We start from the raw sequence: 17,725 nt of genomic DNA, 5'->3' as shown, positions 1-17,725 counted from the left end.
TTTGTACGAAAAAACATACAAAATGGCCAACGATGGGAGGAACCAGGTGCGGTTTGTATGAAAAAACATACAAAAAGGCCAACGATGGGAGTGACAGGTGCGGTTTGTACGAAAAAACATACAAAAAGGCCAACAATGGGAGGGACCAGGTGCGATTTGTACGAAAAAACATACAAAATGGCCAACGATGGGAGGAACCAGGTGCGGTTTGTATGAAAAAACATACAAAAAGGCCAACGATGGGAGTGACAGGTGCAGTTCGTACGAAAAGGCGCACCAACCAAAATGCGCGCATAAGGCGCTTCGTCCCGCCGTTCAATATTGTACCGGCTTGCTCCCGCCCCAAAAGCCTCACATCGTGGGGCTTTTTACGCTGCACATGGCAGAGCGGTCAACAATGGCCAGCAACGGCTGGATGAAGAAAATTTAGTTGATGGAGAGGGGCAATAGCGGTAATATTAAACAATCATCCTATCCGGAAAGTAGGGAAAGCCATGTCGTTTGTAACACGTCTCCGATGGTTTTTCAAGGAAAGGTGGCTCAGCTATGCGGTAGCGATCAGCCTGATGGCTGCTGTCAGCCTGATGTCGACCTTGCCGCCCAGACTTATCGGGGATACGATCAACCGAATCGATACCGGGGAACTGACGTTCCAGGCGTTGTCCGAGACGGCGCTGCTGCTCATCGGATTGGCGCTCATATCCTATATTCTCATCTACATATGGATTACTACGCTGTTCGGCAATTCCGTCCTCATCGAGAAGCTGCTGCGCGGTCGGCTGTTGGTCCATCTCACCAGAATGAAACCTTCCTTCTTCCAGCGTAACAGTACAGGTCAATTAATGGCGCTTGCGACCAATGACGTACCGGCAATCGGGCAAACTGCGGGATACGGCGTCATGACACTCGTTAATACGATTGTAGGCGCGTCCGTCGTCATAACGATGATGATCCTGTTCGTCAGCTACAAGCTCATGCTCGCGGCATTAATCCCTCTGCCTCTGCTCGTCTTCGCAATCGGCAAGCTTGGCAGGCAGATGCGGGTCAGATTCATGGCAGCTCAAGCCGCGTTCGGCCGCATGAACGACCATGCGCTGGAATCCATATCCGGCATCCGGGTAATCCGCTCCTATGTGCAAGAGAAGGAGGATCTGAGAGCCTTCGATGATGTAACGAGCGAGGTTATGAACAAAAATAAACGGGTGGCGCTGGTCAATGCCATGTTCCATCCGCTCATATCCGTCATAGTCGGCGTAAGTTACGCGATCAGCATCGGTTACGGATCGTCGATGGTGCTGGACGGGGAAATTATGCTGGGACAGCTCATTACTTTCAACATTTATCTCGGCATGCTTATCTGGCCGATGATCTCCTTCGGCGAGTTCATCAACGTGCTGCAGCGCGGCAGTGCTTCCGCCGACCGGTTGGACGGCGCATTCCAGCAGCAGCCCGATGTGAAGGAACCGGAACAACCGGTCAAGGTGGAGCTGCCGACGTCTATCGAGCTGCAGGCGCTGAGCTTCACTTATCCCGGCGCAGAGTCTCCCAGCTTGACGAATGTCAGCTTGCGCATGGAACGCGGCGAGACATTGGGAGTCGTAGGGAAGACCGGCAGCGGCAAGAGCACCTTGCTGAAGCAGCTGCTGCGCCAATATCCAATAACGCCTTCCTCGTTATATGTCTCTGACGTCGCGATTGAGAAGCTGTCGCTGGATGCACTCCGATCCTGGATCGCGTATGTGCCTCAGGAGCACATGCTGCTGTCGAAGTCCATCCGCGACAATATTGCGCTAGGCAAGCCGGAGGCATCGGAAGAGGAGATTAAGCATGCGATAGAGATGGCTTCCTTCACGACGGATATAGCCTCCATGCCGGATGGGCTGGATACGATAGTAGGAGAGAATGGCGTTATGCTGTCAGGCGGACAGAAGCAACGATTGGCTATCGCCAGAGCGCTGCTGATGAACTCCGAGATACTGCTGCTTGACGATTCCTTGTCTGCGGTAGATGCACGGACGGAGACACGCATATTGGGACATATGCGCAGCGAGCGCAAGGGGAAGACTACGCTTATAACGACCCACCGCTTGTCGGCGGTAAGCCATGCGAACCAAATTATCGTGCTGGATGACGGAGCCATCGTGGAGCAGGGAACACACGAAGATCTAATGAAGCAAGACGGCTGGTACAAGCAGCAATGGGATCGGCAGCAGATGGAAGCCAGTCTGGAAGAATAGGGGGCGGCGTCGTGCGAGAAAATAGTGAAACGAAAGGAACTGTGCGGCGGCTAGTCCGCTATGCGCTGCAATACAAATACCGAATATTGGCCGCTTTGACGATACTGTGCTGCGCGGTGGGAGCAGAGCTGTCCGGACCGCTCATCGTCAAGACGATCATTGACAACTACTTGACGGAACCCGATGCTGCACTGGCGCCGGTTCTTCGTCTTCTCGGCTTGTACATGGGATTGCTGCTAATAGGCGGAATACTGCATTATGTGCAAGCTTACATGCTGCAGTCGACCGCACTGCAGATTATCAAGAATATGCGAATGGATCTGATGCGTCATATTCAGCGCATCCCGCTGCGCTTCTTTGACAATACGCCTATCGGGGCAATCGTCTCCCGTATTGCGAACGATACGGAAGCGATCCGCGATCTGTTCATGAGCTTCATGGCCACGTTCGTCGTAAGCTTCGTTCAGATTGCCGGCATCTACGTGGCGTTGTTCATTCTGGACGTGAAGCTGGCGCTGCTCTGCCTGCTGCTTCCGCCGTTGTTCGCGCTCATCATTAAGGTGCATCTGAAGTACTCCAAACGCTATATTACCATCATGCGCGCACGATTGAGCGATATGAACGCCATGATCAACGAGACGATCAACGTCATGCCGGTCATTCAGGCATTCCGGCGGGAGCGACGTACGGAGGAGGAATTCGAACGGCTGAACGAGGACCGGTACAGGAATCAGGTTAAGCAGTTCCGCGTATTCTCCTTGTCCTCACGTAACATTGTCGGGATGATCGGCGCTTTGGTAACGGCTGGCGTTCTCTGGTACTTCGGCAATGAAGCGCTGCAAGGCGTCATCCAGTTCGGGGTTCTGTATGCATTCATCGATTATTTGGGCCGCTTGTTCCAACCTATTATTGGCTTCTTCGACCAGATCACGAATGCGCAGCGGGCATATGTATCGGCAGAGAAGGTATTCGGCATATTGGATGAGCCCGGCACCGAAGTTGAGGAGGAGCCTAAGCGGGAGCGGCCGAGAGGCGATGTCAGCTTCCGCAACGTGACCTTCTCCTATAAGCAGGGGGAACCCGTATTGAAGGGCATCACGTTCGATGTTCAACGAGGAGAGACAATCGCACTGGTAGGTCATACCGGCTCAGGCAAGAGCTCCATCATGAATCTGCTGCTTGGCTTCTACAAGCCGGACAGTGGAACGATCAGCATAGACGGGAGAGATATATCTGGGATGTCTGAGCAGGAGCTGCGCTCCTCGATGGGTATCGTGCTGCAAGATCCTTTCCTGTTCGCGGGAGACATCGCCTTTAATGTCAGTCTTCATAATGAGTCCATTACGATGGATGGGGTGAAGGAGGCGCTTCATAAGGTGGGAGCCTCATCGTTCGTGGAGAAGCTCCCGGGCGGTTACAAGGAGCCCGTCGTAGAGCGGGGAAGCACATTGTCGGCGGGACAGCGTCAGCTTATCTCCTTCGCCAGGGCACTTGCATTCGATCCGGCCATTCTTATATTGGATGAAGCGACGGCGAGCATCGACAGCGAGACGGAAGGATTAATCCAGCGTGCCTTGGGAGTCGTCAGCGAAGGAAGAACGACGCTTGTGATCGCTCACCGGCTGTCCACGATTCGGGATGCGGATCAGATTCTGGTCTTGCATAAAGGGGAAATTGTGGAGAGGGGCAATCATGAGACGCTTATGGCACACAAGGGACGTTATTACAAAATGTATCAGCTGCAAAGAGGAGAAGCAGCGGCTGCTTCGACGGCATAAGATGAGAGGGGGATGGGGGATTTCGCGCGAGGCTGATATGGAGCTTCGTGCGAAATCCTTTTTTTCTGAAGCGGGACGATTTGCAGGGCAGCGGTTTCATATAATAGAATAACCTAGTAGAATTTTGACATTTCGGAGGTGGCCCCATTTGGCCGTAAACGTAAAGGCAAACGCAAACACGAACGTGAAGAAAGAGCACAAAAAGCTGTCCAAGCTTGAAGTTTTGAAACGGATTATTTTCATCACAATTGGCTCGGTATTGATGGGCGTGGCGCTGGAGCTGTTCCTCGTGCCATTCGAGATCATTGACGGGGGTGTAGCGGGCATCTCCATCATGCTGGCTTATCTGACGCCTCTGCCGCTCAGCGTATACCTGTTCATCCTCAACCTGCCCTTCCTGCTTCTCGGCTACAAGCAGCTTGGCAAGACGTTCGCCATCTCGACGCTGTATGGCATCGCCGTCATGTCGGCAACGACAGCGGCGCTGCATCATGTGGCGGCTTTCCCGGAAGACAAGCTGCTTGCCGTCCTGTTCGGCGGATTGATACTTGGTACCGGTGTCGGATTGGTCATTCGCTACGGCGGTTCGCTTGACGGCATCGAGATCGTATCGATTCTCATCTCCAAGAAGCTTAGAGTGGCCGTGGGCCAAGTTATCATGTTGTTCAACGTTGTCATCTTCATTATTTCCGGATTCGTATTCGCGGACTGGACCTCCGCCATGTACTCCATGTTCACCTACTATATCGTTATCAAGGTGATTGACATTGTCGTGGAGGGCCTCGATGAATCCAAGTCCGTGACAATCATCTCCAAGGAGCATGATGAGATCTCGCAGACGATTATGGACCGGCTGGGCCGCGGCACGACGCTATTGCAGGCGCGCGGCGGCTACAGCGGCGACGAGACGCAAGTGATCTATTGCGTGGTGTCGCGTCTTGAACTGGCTAAGCTCAAGGGCATCGTCCAATCCATTGATGCGGGTGCCTTCATCGCAGTGGAACATGTATCCGATGTGATGGGCGGCAACTTCAGCAAGAAGAGCATTCACTGATGCTGCGCTAGCGGCTGCTGTTCCTTCACGAACACCAAGCAGAGCAGGGCAAGCACCATACCGGCTGTTGCTGCATAGAACAATACGCCGTAATCGAATACGTCGATCAGGACTCCCATCAAGGGGGGAGAGACGACCGCAGCTAAAGATGAGGCGATATAATAAATGCCTGTTCTCGTTCCAATGCTGCTGTCCTTGCCCAGTGCAACAATGAACGGATAGGAATTAATGTTGATGCAAGCCCAGAACACGCCGCCGATAAGCAGCATAATGCGCAAGCCGAGCAGGGAATCGACAAAGGAAATGGAGGCGAAGATGATCGTCAGACCAATGACGCCTGCCATAATGACGCGCTTCTTGCCGAAGCGTCTTCCCAGCAGGCCGCTCGGAATCGCACCGATGACGAAAGCCAATGAGAAAAATGCGAGCGAGAATGCGGCTTGATCGTCCGTTAACCCGAGCTTCTTCGTCCCATATAGCGTGAATAGGGCTTCAACTCCTTGATAGGAGAAAAACCAGAAAAAAATAGCGCCAAGCAGCAGCATGGTCGGCACAGTCCATTCCGCCTTGTAAGATGACTCCTTAGCCGCATCATCGTCTGTCGCTACAAGAGGAATCGCATCGCGCCGTTCTTTAATGAAGTAAAGCAGCATGATCAGACAAATGATCGTGATGACGGAAGAAGCGAGAAATGGGAGGGAGCTATGCTGCTTGTACAGATATGATCCTCCCGCGAAGGCCAGAATAGAGCCGACTCCGCCCATGAAGTTGATGATGCCGTTCGCCTTCGTACGGTGCTCCAGCTTGGTGATGTCCGGCATGAGCGCAACCGTGGGAGAGCGGTACAGACTCATAGACAAGTTCATGAGGATCATAAAGGTAACTAGCGAAAGCAATCCTGTATACCAAGGGATTAGGGCGCCGAACAAGGCAGCCAGCGGCATGCCCACAAGCAAGAAAGGCATGCGCTTGCCGAATCGGGTTCGGAGCCTGTCGCTCCGCCGCCCGATGATCGGCTGCAGGAACATCGCGAAATAGTTGTCGATCGTCATCAGAAATCCAATGAAGCCGACCTGGACTATAAAGTTGTCAAGAAACAACGGGACGAAGGCATTGTATAATGCCCATGTAATGCTGATGCTGAAAAAACCAAGACCAAGCAGCCAAGTTTTTTTCACCTTAGAGAGCTCCCTTCTCCTCAATCAGATTCAGCAATCTGTCCGGATAATCCGTAATAATGCCGGATACTTCGCAAGCGAGCATCCTCTTCATCCCCGCCTCATCATTCACGGTAAAAGGATGATAGTGCACGCCATGCTCGCGCGCTTCCGCCACCCATTCCGGCAAGACGGCATAATGGTAAGCGTGCAGCGCGTCCGCTCCGATCGCCGCGGCATACTTCCACGGTTCATATAACCCTTCCATATACAGAACGCCGGTACGAATGTCGGGAGCAAGCCTGTTACACAACGCCAAGGAATAATGGTTGAAGCTCGAGATGACGATTCTGTCGCTCATGCCATGCTTTCTGACGGCATCTATGACCTGCTGTTCCATCCCTTCATAAGGAATGACGCCGTTCTTCAGTTCCAGATTAATGATCGTATCCGTGTCCTTCGTCAACTCCAGCAGGTCTTCCAGCAATGGGATGGACTCTCCGGCATACGCTGCAACTGATCCATACCAGTTGCCCGCATCCAGCTTCACGATTTCTTCGTAAGCGACATCCTTTACAAGCTCGTCATTGCCCGTAGTCCGCTTCAAGCTTTCGTCATGAATAAGCACAAGCTGTCCGTCCGCAGTCCGTTGTACATCCGTTTCGATGCCGGTGGCTCCAAGCTCCAATGCTCGGCGGAACGCCGCCATCGTATTTTCCGGGCAATACCCGCTGGCTCCACGGTGCGCGAATATAATAGGTGTTGGTGTAGTCATGTGATTCTTCCTCTCCATCGGTATTGTCGAGTAACATTATAACTGTCTTATGTATGCGCTATATTAAAGTTATCTGGATCGTATCATAATAAAAAGGGGATGGGTAGACAATATTTGAGGCGAAGGGCAGCATTATAGCTTTATAGCAATACAACTTTACATACCCCTTGGGGGTATGGTATGATGAATACGCAAAGAAAGATACCCCATATAGGTATATATAAAAGGAGGAATTCATATGACAACAGAAGTATTGCATGTGGAAGGCATGAGTTGCGGACATTGCGTCAATTCTATTCAGCAGGCATTGGCGGACATTGGTGTGAACGGTGAAGTCGATCTTGCAGGCAAGAAAGTAAAGGTAGAGTACGACAGCTCCAAGCAGTCGCTGGATAAGATCAAGGAGACGATTGAGGAGCAAGGCTACGATATCGCATAAAGCAGAGGCTCCCATGAGTGGATATATAAATTGGACAGGGCTGCACCACGGCAACTTCGGTTGTCATGGGCAGCCCTTATTGACGCCTCATGCTGAGGCCATATATTTAATCGCACCGCCGGGTGAAACATAACGGGAGGGCGGTGACATCCCCGACTAAGACCTAACAACTTCCAATACAACGAAAGCCCTGCCTCTCTTTCGTCCTTGCGGCTCCGATGACCGCGCCAGTGTGAATGGGAATAAATCAGCTAGTATGCAATAGTTGAAACATAGAAATTGAAACTAGAGGGTGTCCTTCGAATTTCACTGGGGATAATTGAGGATTAAATATACAATACTTTTCATAATACCACTTCTCCATATGAAATGCAATAGCGAATGACTTTCTGTTTATTGGAAACGATAAGAGGGAGGAGGGATGGCTATGCCGAACTGGCTTGAAATTGTGCTTCGTACATTAATGGCAGTCGCTGTGCTATTCGTATTAACCAAGTTGCTGGGCAAGCGTCAAATATCGGAGCTGTCTCTATTCGAGTACATTACGGGCATTTCCATCGGTAACATCGCGGGATATGTATCGCTTGATGTCGATAACCTATGGTACTTAGGACTCGTCTCCTTGATCGTATGGGTTGGGGTTGCCGTCGGAATTGAATGGTGGACGCTGAAGAGCAAGAAGGCAAGCAATTGGATTGACGGCAAAGGCAGAGTCTTGATACGTGAAGGACAGCTGCAGAAAGACATGATGAAGAAAGAACGATTGACAATGGATGAGCTGATGGCGCAATTGCGCAGTAAAGATGTGTACAGGGTGGCTGATGTGGAGTTCGCTGTGATGGAGTCGAGCGGTGAAATCAATGTGATGCTGAAGAAGCAGTATCAGCCCCTTACGCCGGATATGCTCGGTTGGCAAATGTCGGATGAACGGGAGCCGCAGACGTTGATTATGGACGGACAGGTGCTGGATGCGGCTTTACGGAATAGCGGGAAGGACAACGAATGGCTGAAAGGGCAGTTGAAACGCTATAAGTTGAAGCCCGAGGATGTGTACGTAGCGCAACTCGAAGCCGACGACAGTATACTATTCCACCTGCATGACGGACGGATACTGCCAAGCGAGAACGGCTCGAAGCCAGCCGATCGCATCCAGAGCTTGACCCGTCAGCTGGAATCGGAATTGCGAAGGCTGGAGAGATTCTCAAGGAATGAGAATGATAGACGGTTGTACCAGCATGCGATTGATACATTGCAATCCGGTATTGCCAAGCTCAACCCGAATTCCGGCAACAAATAATTCAAGCAGAAGAAAGGTGCCCCTGCAACCGGCAACGAGGCACCTTTCCTCAAGCTCTGCGAAAAATCTTCCTTATATATAGAAGAAATACAATGGGGCAGCCGGTGTGAAATTACCATTATTTCAAATGTTCGGGCCTTCGCGAATTAGGCTCGGCAGGCTGGGAGATCGCTTCCGGCCGGACGGCGCCGCCGCCGAAATGATATTGCACTACGGTATTGAATTGCTCGATCCAGGGCAGCAGCGAGCGACCGGCCCAGGCTTCCTTGGCGAATTCATTAAAATAATTGACAAGCTCCATGTTGGCGGAAATATGCACTTCCTGCACGTAAGGAGTAAATTCTCTGACGCGTGAAGCTACCGTCTGCTTCAGCTCCTCGGACAGATCGCTATGATCTTCGACAGTGAAATACGAATTGTATGGCGATACGACTCGTCGCGGGTTGCCGAATGGACTTCCGTTATCCGCATTGTATACGCCCTCCGTCGTGCCCGTGTTGTTTTGTTCTTCCGTGCCGCGCTTGTTCATCGTGCCGACGGAGGTCCAATCCAGAACGATAGCCACGTAGGCATTCTTTTCCGTCAGCATGACGATCGAGCCTGCGATGCCGTTCAAGGTATTCACCTTGCGCGACAGCATGGAGCTGTACTCGAAGAAGGCATTGTGATGCTGGTTCGGATTGCCGGTCATTGGACCATAAGCTTTCGCTCCCATCATTTTGGGATCGCCCGGCTGCCTGCTTCCGTAATCGGTGTCGCTCTGCTGAGCCAGCTGCTCGTAATTGCATCCCGCGGCAACGGTGAGCAAGAAGACGGCAGCCAGCCACGTCGTCATCCAGCGTCTTAACATATGCATCAACCCCCATTAGGAATGGATAAGGATAGTTTCTGTTCAGCGAGGTGAAATATACACTGTGCCAAGCATACATAATTGCCCATGGTTTTGGTGCACAATGTAGGGTAGTGCAGGGTGTTCCGGACAGGCGGAAGAAGGTGAGAATGGAAGGCGGCGACAAGGCTTGAAAAGCGCATAAAATCGCCTTTTTGACAGCTTTGAGAACAATTTGTGAACTCTCTGTGGAACATTGACAAAAAAGGGGTTCAACTTTATATTTAATAAAGTGATTTAAGTTGCAGGGGTTGAAACAACATCTGTGAAACACGCAGCGAGCCGCTTTGCCACGGATACAGGCAGCTGCGAAAACGTCAAAAGTGGGGTTGATGAATGATGAAACGGTGGCAATTTGTAAAACGGCTTGCGCCGCTAATGGCCATTATGGTGCTCGTACTATCGGCGTGCGGAAGGGAAGACCTGTCGGCATTGAACCCTCAGGGGCCGGTAGCGGAAGAGCAGCTCGGCTTGATGAAGCTTTCCATTACCATCATGTCGTTCGTGGTTGTCGTCGTTTTTGCACTGTCTTTGTACATAATTATCCGTTATCGGAGACGCAAAGGCGATAAGACCATTCCGGAACAGGTTGAAGGAAACCACAAACTGGAGATTATTTGGACCGTCATTCCAATCATCCTGCTTGTTATTCTCGCTGTTCCTACAGTTCAATCCGTATTCAATCTGTCCAAGGATTACAGCAATGATCCCGATGCGGTCAAGGTTATCGTAACGTCGCACCAATACTGGTGGGAGTTCGAATATCCGGAGCTAGGCATCAAGACGGCTCAGGAGCTGGTCATTCCGACAGGCAAGACGATCGCGGTTGAGACGAAAACGGCAGACGTGCTGCATTCCTTCTGGATTCCTGCGCTTGCGGGCAAGATTGACACAAATCCAGGCAGCAACACAAACCATATGTACTTCTCTGCTCCTAAGGAAGGCGTTTACCAAGGGAAGTGCGCCGAGCTGTGCGGACCTTCGCACGGATTGATGGACTTCAAGGTTAAAGCGGTGAATCCGTCATCATTCGATCGCTGGACTGCAGCCATTCAAGAACCTGTAGCGCTTCCAAGCGACCCTGCCGTCGCTGAGGCTTTCCAGAGCAAGTGTCTGACTTGCCATGCAATCGGCGATTCCGGAATGGACTTGTATCCGAACTTGACCGGTATTGCGAGCCGCGAAAGTGTAGGTGGCATTCTAATCAATGTTGAAGCTGGTGAACAGAAGTACAAGCACGAGGATACTCTATACAACAATCTCTACAAATGGATCAAAAATCCGGAAAAGCACAAGCCAGGCAACAAGATGGCCAATGCCTATGATTTGACGGATAAAGAGCTTGAAGGGATTGCGGAATATCTCTCCCAGATGACGCTTGATTATGAATAAAACTAACATCATCAGTGATTGAAGGAGGTACCTACCTTGGCTCATGCAAATGCGCATGCGGTCAAACGTTATACAGGCCTGATGGACTGGCTGACAACGGTTGACCATAAGAAAATTGGTATATTGTATTTGATTGCGGGAGGATTCTTCTTCCTGATCGGCGGTCTGGAAGCGATTCTGATCCGGATTCAGCTCTGGATGCCGCAAAACGACTTCGTTAGCGCGAATACATTCAACGAGCTTATTACGATGCACGGCACGACAATGATCTTCCTTGCGGCGATGCCGCTGCTGTTCGCCTTGATGAATGCGGTTGTACCGCTTCAGATTGGCGCGCGCGACGTCGCATTCCCATTCGTCAACGCGCTTGGCTTCTGGACGTTCCTGTTCGGCGGCTTGCTGCTGAACATCAGCTGGCTGACAGGCCATGTGCCTGATGCGGGCTGGACGGCATATGCCCCGCTGGCCGGCACGACGTACAGCGGCCATCACGGTATGGACTATTACGTGCTAGGTCTGCAGATAGCCGGTATCGGTACACTTGTGGGCGGCATCAACTTCCTGGTTACGATCATTAACATGCGCGCTCCGGGCATGACATTCATGCGCATGCCGCTGTTTACCTGGACGGCGTTCATTACATCCGCTCTTATCTTGTTCGCTTTCCCTGCCTTGACGGTAGGTCTGGCGGCATTGATGTTCGACCGGATATTCGATGCCAATTTCTTCGATCCGTCCGCAGGCGGCAACGCCGTTCTGTGGGAGCATATCTTCTGGATTTTCGGGCATCCTGAGGTTTATATTCTTATCCTGCCGGCATTCGGCATTATTTCTGAAGTGGTCAGCACGTTCTCGCGCAAGCGCTTGTTCGGATACAGCTCCATGGTATTCGCAACGATACTGATCGGCTTCCTGGGCTTCATGGTGTGGGCTCACCACATGTTTACGACAGGCCTTGGACCCGTGGCGAATGCGCTGTTCTCCATTGCGACGATGCTGATTGCGGTTCCGACGGGCATCAAGATTTTCAACTGGCTGTTTACGATGTGGGGCGGTTCCATTAAGTTTACTACGGCGAACATGTTCGCGGTGGGCTTTATCCCGACTTTCGTTATGGGCGGCGTAACGGGCGTCATGTTGGCCGCAGCTCCTGCGGACTTCCAATATCACGATACGTACTTCGTCGTTGCCCACTTCCACTATGTCATCGTAGGTGGATTGGTGCTTGGCCTGTTCGCAGGGCTGCACTTCTGGTGGCCGAAGATGTTCGGTCGCATGCTTAATGAAGGTCTGGGCAAGCTGACATTCTGGACATTCTTTATCGGATTCCATCTGACCTTCTTCGTGCAGCATTTCCTCGGGCTGATGGGGATGCCGCGCCGTATATGGCAATATCTCGACGGCATGGGCTTTAATGAGATGAACCTGATCAGTACGATTGGCGCTCTTCTGATGGGTGTCGGCACGATCGTATTCCTGCTCAACGTACTTATCACATCCTTCAAGCCGAAGAATGCGCCTAACGATCCGTGGGAAGACGGTCGTACGCTGGAGTGGACGATTCCTTCTCCTCCACCGGAGTACAACTTCGCGCAAACGCCGCTTGTACGCGGTTATGACGCTTACTGGAAAGAGAAGGAAGATGGGCATAGCAGCATGACGCCTGCCGAGCCGATCGGTCCGATTCATATGCCGAGTCCTTCCATCCTTCCGTTTATTATGAGCGTCGGCTTGTTCATTGCAGGCTTTGGCTTCATGTATGCCAAGGATTGGGGTTACGTTGGCGGCATCAAGATTGGCTTGATTGTAGGTGGAGCAGGATTGGCTATCACGTTGTTCTGTATGCTGCTGCGGTCCGTTATCGACGATCATGGCTTCCACATTGAAGAAGAAGAAATCCTTAAAGATATGGGGGGCAAAGCATGAGTGCACATTCACACGTAGAAGGCGCGCTGCCTCATGAGCCGGAAAAGGCGACCCTCGAGGGACGCAATAAAGTATTGGGCTTCTGGCTGTTCCTGGGCGGCGAGACCGTCTTGTTCGGAACGCTGTTCGCCGCGTTTCTTGCGCTGCGTCATCAAGTGCTTGACGGGCCTTCGCCGCAGCATCTGTTCGATCTTGGCCTTGTTGCTCTGGCAACGGGCATCCTGTTGACGTCCAGCTTGACGAGTGTATTCGCGACGCAGGCGCTGCATCAGCACAATGTCAAAGCCTTAATTAACTGGTTGATCGTTACCGTAGTGCTTGGTCTTGGCTTTCTGGTATTGGAAATTTACGAGTTTTATCATTATGTGCATGAAGGACACGGTTTTACGACAAGTGCGTTCAGCTCATCCTTCTATACGCTTGTAGGCTTCCACGGCGCCCACGTATTGTTCGGCATTTTATGGATAACATCCATTATTATTCAGCTGAAGAAGAAGGGCCTTACCGTTGTCACTGCGCCTAAGGCATATGTTGCCGGGTTGTACTGGCACTTTATCGACGTCGTATGGGTATTCATTTTCACAGTCGTTTACTTGATGGGAAAGGTGGGCTAACAGGATGGCAAGCAATCATTCTGCACCTGAACAGACGAAACGTCACAAGGTAGAAGGTCCCAAAAAGCATATTATCGCTTTTATCTTCTCCATTCTTTTAACGCTTGTCGCTTTCGCAACCGTTATGGGCGGGGGCATTAACAAAGACTTTATCTACATTATCCTGGTCGCCACGGCCATTCTGCAGGTGTTCGTGCAGCTGGCGTTCTGGATGCATATGAAGGACCGCGGACACGCATTCGCGATTATAGGCATTATGTCCGGCGTCGTCATCGTCTTTACATGTGTCATTATGGCCGAGTACTGGGTTTGGTGGTAATACGTTAGCATGAACTGAACAGAGGAGGGTCCCTTGTAGCGGGTCCCTCTTCTTTTGTACTACTGGATGGATGAGAAAGGAGCCACCTGGCATGTTTGGCTTAGAATTATTTAGTTTTCGAGCAGTGTGGACGCCCATGTTCCTATTTGCAATGATCGGACTGGTCATCTTGTATTTGTATCTGGTCGGTCCGTGGAGAGAGAAGCACTACCCGGGCGAGAGAGGGGCCAGCGCCTTGCAGAAGCTGTCGTTCATCAGCGCCGCTCTGCTTGTCTATATTGCGCACGGCGGTCCCGTCAATATATTGGGGCATCTCATGTTCACCTTCCATATGGTGAATATGTCGATCTCCTACTTGATTGTTCCGCCTATGGTATTGCTGGCTGTACCGGAATTCATCTGGAAGAAAATGTTCTCAGCCAGCTTCTGGGGCAAGCTTCGCTTTCTCATGCATCCTGTCGTGACGCTTGTTCTGTTCAATATGTTATTCTCGCTCTATCATGTGCCGCTCGTGCATGATTATGTCATGACGAATTTCCTCGTGCATCGACTCTATTATATTCTGCTATTCATTACCGCATTTATGATGTGGTGGCAGATTGCTCCCCCGGTCAGGGAATGGGCAAGACTGACCGATGTGAAGCGGATGGCTTATGTATTTGCGAGCGGCGTATTGCTAACTCCGGCTTGTGCGCTTATTATTTTCACGCCCGATCCGCTGTATGCGACGTATAACGACCCTGCCGTGTGGGCGGATGCTATGGGCTATTGCATTCCCGGCGACACCAGCTTCTTGCTGGAGCAATATGGCGGACCGGACTTCTTCAATCCGTTCGGCGTCCTGGAGGATCAGCAGATGGGCGGCATCGTCATGAAGCTGGTGCAGGAAGTGATGTTCGGCATTATATTGGCTTACATCTTCAAGCAATGGTTCAAGCGGGAGCATAAGGAAGATGATCTTCCTAACCCGGGTGCGGTGTAGCAAGATTCGGGAAGTGATATCGTTAACTTAGGATTGGGGAGTGGAGGAAGTGGACGAATTTACGCTTATGCCGACGATAAGCACATTTTTCATTGTGCTTAGTGCGATTCTGGTCGCCATTGGCTGGCGGTTGGCCGTCCAGCGCAAGCTGGAGCAGCATCAGAAGGTGATGTTCTATGCGGCGGTTGCGGCAGTTATCTTCTTTATTATTTACGCATCTCGCACTATATTTGTCGGCAATACGACATGGGGCGGACCTGATAGCTTGAAGCCGTATTACTTGGTCTTTCTATTCTTTCATATTACGCTGGCTACCGTTGCAGCCGTATTCGGCATTACGACGCTGACGCTGGGCTATAAGAAGAAGTTCGCCAAGCATCGCAAGCTGGGCCGGATCACTTCCGTCATATGGTTCATTACGGCGATTACAGGAGTGGCCGTCTATACGCTGCTCTATGTCATGTATCCCGGCGGCCATACGAAGCCGTTCATCGATGCTTTGTTCGGTTGGTAATCTGTTGGGCACGTCATTGAAAGCATGGAATAAAGAATATTGAAGAGCCTTTCCGTTGAGGAAGGCTCTTTTTTCCTTGTGCAATGGCGGTGCGGGCGTACATGACTGCACGAACCGCCATTGCATCGTTAAGCCGCGTCGTGAGTTTGAATGGAGCCGCTTAAAGCTTGACCAGCCGATCCAGCTCTACGGGCAGGCCGGTCTGCATGGAGATATTCCCTGCTATGCCGATAAGAATGGATTTAGCGCCGTCCACATGGGAAGCGGCTCGTTTGAACCGGTCTTCTCTTGGCTCGCCGATCAGATCTTCCATCAGAAGCGGGTCGCCGCCGCCGTGGCCTCCCTTCAAATTCTCTACTTCCACTTCATACGGACGGCCGAACATAGGGAACACCATCAGCTCCTTCGTCTCGACAGCGCCTTCCAGTTCCTTGCTTCCTCCGGCATTGACATACGTCTGCTCATTCAGCTTCACCTCTAATCTGCCCTTGCTTCCGTTGAAGGAGATCATGAAGCCTTCCCATGGCGCATAAGCATTCAAGGAATAGTTCAGGATGGCCTTATTCTTGTAACGCACCAGCAAGGCCATCGTATCCTCGATGCTAATGCCATCGCCGAATACGCTCTGATCGCGCTGGTAGCCGTCCTCATGCTCGGCATCCAGATACATCGCCTTTAGCGTCGGGTTAGAGGCCATGTCCAGGCCGAAAGGATCGCTCATCGCCGCTTCGCTGCCATGTGACCGTTGATAGAACGCCGTTACGCCCCTTTCCTCCGCGTTCTCGCGACCGTAGAACCGCAGATCGCCCATCGCCATAACCGTCTTCGGTTCAGAGCCTAGCCAGAAGTTGACCAGATCGAAGTGATGCGTCGCTTTATGGACAAGCAGGCCGCCGCTGTTGCGCTTGTCGCGGTGCCATCTGCGGAAGTAATCGCCGCCATGCTTCGTGTTCAGCATCCATTGGAAATGAATCGAGTACACTTCGCCGATAACCCCGTCCATGATGATCTCGCGGATTTTGGTATTGTGCGGTGCGTATCTGTAATTGAACGCCACCTTCACCTGGCGGCCTGTCCGGTGTACGGCATCGACAATCGCCTGGCACTTCTCGGCATCTACCGTCATCGGCTTCTCGGTAATGACATCACAGCCCATCTCCATAGCTCGAATGATATAGCGGTGATGCGTGCGGTCAATCGTGGTTACGATGACGACATCCGGCCGCTGTTCCTTGATCATATCGTCGAATTGATGGCTGCGGTAAGTCGGGACGCCGGGATGGTCATGCTGCTCACGCAGAATGTGGTTGGAGAAGTCCATGCGTGTCTGATTAATGTCGCAGAAGGCTACCAGCTCCGCACGTCCTTTAAAGTCATTGACCAGAGATTCATAGAAGTTTCTCGCTCTGCCGCCCGTTCCAATAATGGCATACTTCTTCATAGCAAATTCCTCCTCGTTATAATATGATTCCTTGCCGGACCGCCCAGTCGTACCAAGCTCTCACGGCTCTGGCATGCGCGGGCTCCAGCGTATTCCCTTGTCTGGTCAAGGGGCGGATAGGGATGCCGGTTAACGAAACCCAATATTTAGCGGTGGATGGGAAGCAGGAGCCCAGCACACTGTTCAATCCGACAAGCAAGCCGTGGGTATCGTCCGCGGCACCATCGTTCCGAATTACTTCCTCCCATAGCTTCAACAGCAAGGGCGTGCAAGCCGTGCTGAGCGTGGACATGACGCCGCCGGCACCGGCACGCAGAGCATCCAGAACAAAGGGGATGTTCGCCTGAAGCACTTGACTGGATGGAGCTTCCTTTATTTTCCCGGTTATGCCTTCTATCGTGCAAGTCGTGTCCTTAACGCCGACGATCGTGCCTGCGTCCACGAAGTGCTTATATACGGACGGGCGAATACAGCGGGGGCCGGCTCCCGGAAGCTCGTACAGGATGATGGGGAGGGAGGTTAAAGCAGCCATTGTCTCCACATATTCTATTAATCGCTCGTCCTCGTCACCGAGTCCTTGCGTCGTCAATACAAGCGCGGAGACGCCGGTTTGCTCCATGCGACGAAGTTCCTCCTTCTGCGCATCGAGGCTGGATTCGACATTGGCGGTTGCGACTACCGGAGTGTCTCCTGCCCGTGCGATGGCTCTCTCCGCAAGCTTCAGTCTCTCTTGCAAGTCCAGCATGCGCATCTCCGAGCTGCCGCAGACTGCGAATAAGTGATGCGGCCGGTGCGACAGCTGCCAATCGACATAGCGTTCATAGCCCGGCCAATCTATCAATCCGTCTTCCTGGAACGGAGTTAACAGCAAAGCATAGATTCCTTTAAAAGAGTCGGCTTGCATATACCCA

Annotated in this window: 16 protein-coding genes; 11 read left to right on the top strand and 5 right to left on the bottom strand. The window is 51.8% G+C overall.

Going from position 1 to position 17,725, the window contains the following annotated elements:
* Positions 1-494: 494 nt before the first annotated feature.
* The 3 genes from M6D81_RS28935 to M6D81_RS28925 all read left to right on the top strand — a co-directional run bounded on the left by M6D81_RS28935 (position 495) and on the right by M6D81_RS28925 (position 5,069).
* The gene (locus tag M6D81_RS28935) at positions 495-2,237 is read left to right on the top strand and encodes an ABC transporter ATP-binding protein (RefSeq protein ID WP_262680838.1); all 1,743 of its coding nucleotides are present in this window, start codon (positions 495-497) and stop codon (positions 2,235-2,237) included.
* A gap of 11 nt (positions 2,238-2,248) precedes the next feature.
* Positions 2,249-4,015, top strand: coding sequence for an ABC transporter ATP-binding protein (locus tag M6D81_RS28930; protein ID WP_486187841.1), 1,767 nt, complete (start codon positions 2,249-2,251; stop codon positions 4,013-4,015).
* Positions 4,016-4,199: 184 nt separating this feature from the next.
* Positions 4,200-5,069: a YitT family protein gene (locus tag M6D81_RS28925; RefSeq protein WP_262680841.1), complete on the top strand. Its 870-nt coding sequence runs from the start codon at positions 4,200-4,202 to the stop codon at positions 5,067-5,069.
* Here M6D81_RS28925 and M6D81_RS28920 read toward each other — a convergent pair.
* Positions 5,063-6,247: an SLC45 family MFS transporter gene (locus M6D81_RS28920; RefSeq protein ID WP_262680835.1), complete on the bottom strand. Its 1,185-nt coding sequence runs from the start codon at positions 6,245-6,247 to the stop codon at positions 5,063-5,065. The genes M6D81_RS28925 and M6D81_RS28920 overlap by 7 nt on opposite strands.
* A gap of 1 nt (position 6,248) precedes the next feature.
* Positions 6,249-7,001: a glycerophosphodiester phosphodiesterase gene (locus M6D81_RS28915; RefSeq protein ID WP_262680834.1), complete on the bottom strand. Its 753-nt coding sequence runs from the start codon at positions 6,999-7,001 to the stop codon at positions 6,249-6,251.
* Positions 7,002-7,239: 238 nt separating this feature from the next.
* Between M6D81_RS28915 and M6D81_RS28910 the strand changes: the two genes are divergently transcribed.
* Together M6D81_RS28910 and M6D81_RS28905 are read left to right on the top strand one after the other, a co-directional pair.
* Positions 7,240-7,440, top strand: coding sequence for a cation transporter (locus M6D81_RS28910; RefSeq protein WP_262680833.1), 201 nt, complete (start codon positions 7,240-7,242; stop codon positions 7,438-7,440).
* A 427-nt stretch (positions 7,441-7,867) separates the two neighbouring features.
* Positions 7,868-8,737 carry a DUF421 domain-containing protein gene (locus tag M6D81_RS28905; RefSeq protein ID WP_262680831.1) on the top strand — a complete coding sequence of 290 codons (870 nt, stop codon included), beginning with the start codon at positions 7,868-7,870 and terminating at the stop codon, positions 8,735-8,737.
* A 118-nt stretch (positions 8,738-8,855) separates the two neighbouring features.
* Here the strand turns inward: M6D81_RS28905 and M6D81_RS28900 are convergent, their stop codons facing one another.
* On the bottom strand, positions 8,856-9,587 hold the full coding sequence (locus M6D81_RS28900; RefSeq protein ID WP_262680829.1) for a hypothetical protein: 732 nt from the start codon (positions 9,585-9,587) through the stop codon (positions 8,856-8,858).
* A 375-nt stretch (positions 9,588-9,962) separates the two neighbouring features.
* On the opposite strand from M6D81_RS28900, the gene coxB reads away from it, so the two are divergent.
* The 6 genes from coxB to M6D81_RS28870 all read left to right on the top strand — a co-directional run bounded on the left by coxB (position 9,963) and on the right by M6D81_RS28870 (position 15,373).
* On the top strand, positions 9,963-11,018 hold the full coding sequence (gene coxB, locus M6D81_RS28895) for a cytochrome c oxidase subunit II (RefSeq protein ID WP_262680827.1): 1,056 nt from the start codon (positions 9,963-9,965) through the stop codon (positions 11,016-11,018).
* A gap of 81 nt (positions 11,019-11,099) precedes the next feature.
* Entirely contained in the window at positions 11,100-12,944 is a 1,845-nt protein-coding gene (gene ctaD / locus M6D81_RS28890; RefSeq protein WP_262680840.1) for a cytochrome c oxidase subunit I, read from the top strand.
* Positions 12,941-13,558: a cytochrome (ubi)quinol oxidase subunit III gene (locus M6D81_RS28885; protein ID WP_262680825.1), complete on the top strand. Its 618-nt coding sequence runs from the start codon at positions 12,941-12,943 to the stop codon at positions 13,556-13,558. The genes ctaD and M6D81_RS28885 overlap by 4 nt, the downstream gene beginning before the upstream one ends.
* Before the next feature lie 4 nt (positions 13,559-13,562).
* Complete coding sequence (locus tag M6D81_RS28880; protein WP_262680823.1) at positions 13,563-13,877, top strand: cytochrome C oxidase subunit IV family protein; 315 nt, start codon at positions 13,563-13,565, stop codon at positions 13,875-13,877.
* Positions 13,878-13,968: 91 nt separating this feature from the next.
* Positions 13,969-14,859 carry a cytochrome c oxidase assembly factor CtaG gene (ctaG, locus tag M6D81_RS28875; protein ID WP_262680821.1) on the top strand — a complete coding sequence of 297 codons (891 nt, stop codon included), beginning with the start codon at positions 13,969-13,971 and terminating at the stop codon, positions 14,857-14,859.
* 49 nt (positions 14,860-14,908) lie between these two features.
* Positions 14,909-15,373: a DUF420 domain-containing protein gene (locus tag M6D81_RS28870; RefSeq protein ID WP_262680820.1), complete on the top strand. Its 465-nt coding sequence runs from the start codon at positions 14,909-14,911 to the stop codon at positions 15,371-15,373.
* A 160-nt stretch (positions 15,374-15,533) separates the two neighbouring features.
* Here the strand turns inward: M6D81_RS28870 and M6D81_RS28865 are convergent, their stop codons facing one another.
* Together M6D81_RS28865 and M6D81_RS28860 are read right to left on the bottom strand one after the other, a co-directional pair.
* A complete protein-coding gene (locus M6D81_RS28865) occupies positions 15,534-16,814 on the bottom strand; it encodes a Gfo/Idh/MocA family protein (protein ID WP_262680819.1) in 1,281 nt (426 codons plus the stop codon).
* Positions 16,815-16,830: 16 nt separating this feature from the next.
* Positions 16,831-17,718 carry a dihydrodipicolinate synthase family protein gene (locus tag M6D81_RS28860; RefSeq protein ID WP_262680818.1) on the bottom strand — a complete coding sequence of 296 codons (888 nt, stop codon included), beginning with the start codon at positions 17,716-17,718 and terminating at the stop codon, positions 16,831-16,833.
* Between the last annotated feature and the right edge of the window lie 7 nt (positions 17,719-17,725).

Source organism: Paenibacillus sp. J5C2022 (assembly GCF_025567625.1).
Taxonomy (GTDB): domain Bacteria; phylum Bacillota; class Bacilli; order Paenibacillales; family Paenibacillaceae; genus Pristimantibacillus.
The sequence above is the reverse complement of the archived record's forward strand: the minus strand, read 5'-3'. Positions and strand labels throughout refer to the sequence as shown.

Bases quoted from the DNA above. Each gene is read 5' to 3' on its own strand.
- M6D81_RS28900 (WP_262680829.1), bottom strand. From the start codon at position 9,587: ATGTTAAGACGCTGGATGACGACGTGGCTGGCTGCCGTCTTCTTGCTC.
- M6D81_RS28865 (WP_262680819.1), bottom strand. From the start codon at position 16,814: ATGAAGAAGTATGCCATTATTGGAACGGGCGGCAGAGCGAGAAACTTC.
- coxB (WP_262680827.1), top strand. From the start codon at position 9,963: ATGATGAAACGGTGGCAATTTGTAAAACGGCTTGCGCCGCTAATGGCC.
- M6D81_RS28935 (WP_262680838.1), top strand. From the start codon at position 495: ATGTCGTTTGTAACACGTCTCCGATGGTTTTTCAAGGAAAGGTGGCTC.
- M6D81_RS28860 (WP_262680818.1), bottom strand. From the start codon at position 17,718: ATGCAAGCCGACTCTTTTAAAGGAATCTATGCTTTGCTGTTAACTCCG.
- M6D81_RS28880 (WP_262680823.1), top strand. From the start codon at position 13,563: ATGGCAAGCAATCATTCTGCACCTGAACAGACGAAACGTCACAAGGTA.
- M6D81_RS28885 (WP_262680825.1), top strand. From the start codon at position 12,941: ATGAGTGCACATTCACACGTAGAAGGCGCGCTGCCTCATGAGCCGGAA.
- M6D81_RS28910 (WP_262680833.1), top strand. From the start codon at position 7,240: ATGACAACAGAAGTATTGCATGTGGAAGGCATGAGTTGCGGACATTGC.
- ctaG (WP_262680821.1), top strand. From the start codon at position 13,969: ATGTTTGGCTTAGAATTATTTAGTTTTCGAGCAGTGTGGACGCCCATG.
- ctaD (WP_262680840.1), top strand. From the start codon at position 11,100: ATGGACTGGCTGACAACGGTTGACCATAAGAAAATTGGTATATTGTAT.
- M6D81_RS28905 (WP_262680831.1), top strand. From the start codon at position 7,868: ATGCCGAACTGGCTTGAAATTGTGCTTCGTACATTAATGGCAGTCGCT.
- M6D81_RS28915 (WP_262680834.1), bottom strand. From the start codon at position 7,001: ATGACTACACCAACACCTATTATATTCGCGCACCGTGGAGCCAGCGGG.